At 78.4% G+C, this 1,373-nt stretch carries 1 protein-coding gene; it reads left to right on the top strand.

All coding sequences use genetic code 11. From position 1 onward, the window contains the following. Positions 1 to 84: 84 nt before the first annotated feature. The coding region (locus FQY64_RS14615; protein ID WP_425476677.1) for an MMPL family transporter at positions 85 to 1,373 on the top strand (1,289 nt) is incomplete at its 3' end.

The following is a 1,373-nucleotide window of genomic DNA, read 5'->3' as shown; positions in this document are numbered from 1 at the left end:
GCCCGCCGCGCCGCAGCGCACGCTGCTGGCCGGCGCCGCCGAGCGCGCGCGCGGCATCGCCGATGAGGCCGCGCTGGCCGCGCTGTGCCGCGGCGGATGACGGCGCGGCACCGGCTGCTGCTCGCCCTGCTGTGGCTGGCCGCGCTGGCGCTGGCCGGCGGGGCGCTGTCCGCGCGGCTGCAGTTGTCCGGCGACCTGCGCCGGTTCATGCCCGAGCCGCGCACGCCGGCGCAGAAGCTGCTGATCGACGAGCTCGGCGAAGGCCCCGGCGCGCGCCTGCTGCTGGTGGCGATCGGCGGCGAGCCGCCGCAGACGCTGGCCGCGCAGTCCGAGGCGCTGCGCGCGGCGCTGGCAGGGGATGCGCGTTTCGCGCTGGTCGCCAACGGCGGCGGCGATGCGCTGGAGGCGATCCCGCCGCGCCTGCGTCCGTACCGCTACCTGCTCTCGCCCGGGTTCGACGCGTCTGCGGCGGCGCTGCGCGCGGCGCTGGACGAGCGGGTGCAGGATCTCGCCTCGCCCGCCGCCACGCTGCTGGAGCCGCTGCTGCCGCGCGATCCCACGCTGGAGACGCTGAAGCTCGCCGAGCGCTGGCAGCCCACCCACGCGCCGCGCCGGCTGCACGGGGTGTGGTTCGACCGCGGCGGCCGCGAGGCGCTGCTGGCGGTGCAGACGCGCGCGGCCGGCTTCGATCCGGCCGGGCAGGCGGCGGCGCTGGCGGCGATCCGCGCCGCATTCGAGCGCGTGCGCGGCGGCACGCGCAGCCGGCTCGACGTCACCGGGCCGGGCGCGTTCGCGGTCGAGGTCGGCGGGCGCACGCAGCGCGAGGCGGGCGTGATCGGCACGCTCGACTCGCTGCTGTTCGCGCTGCTGCTGTGGCTGGCCTACCGGAGCTGGAAGGCGCCGCTGCTGGGCGCGCTGCCGCTGGCGAGCGGCGGGCTGGCCGGGCTGGCGGCGGTGGCGCTGCTGTTCGAGGGCGTGCACGGCATCACCGTGGCGTTCGGCTTCACCCTGATCGGCGTGGCGCAGGACTACCCGATCCACCTGTTCAGCCACCAGCGGCCGGGGGTGTCGCCGTGGGCCAGCGCGCGCGCGCTGTGGCCGACGCTCGGCACCGGCGTGGCCTCCACCTGCATCGCCTACGCGACGTTCCTGGTCTCCGGCGTGGACGGCCTGCGGCAACTGGCGGTGTTCACCGTGGCGGGCCTGGGCACCGCCGCGCTGGCGACCCGTCTGCTGCTGCCCGGACTGATCGATCCGGCGCCGCGCGATACCGCCTCGCTGCCGTGGGTGCAGCGGCTGTGGCGGGCGGCGGCGCGCGGCCCGCGGCTGCGCGCGCTGCCGGCGCTCGCGCTCGCGCTGGCCGCGGCCGCGGT

The sequence above is a fragment of the Vulcaniibacterium thermophilum genome (assembly GCF_007923255.1).
In the GTDB taxonomy this organism is placed as follows: domain Bacteria; phylum Pseudomonadota; class Gammaproteobacteria; order Xanthomonadales; family Xanthomonadaceae; genus Lysobacter_F; species Lysobacter_F thermophilum.
Note: the sequence above shows the minus strand (reverse complement) of the source record. Positions and strands in the feature narration are given on the sequence as shown.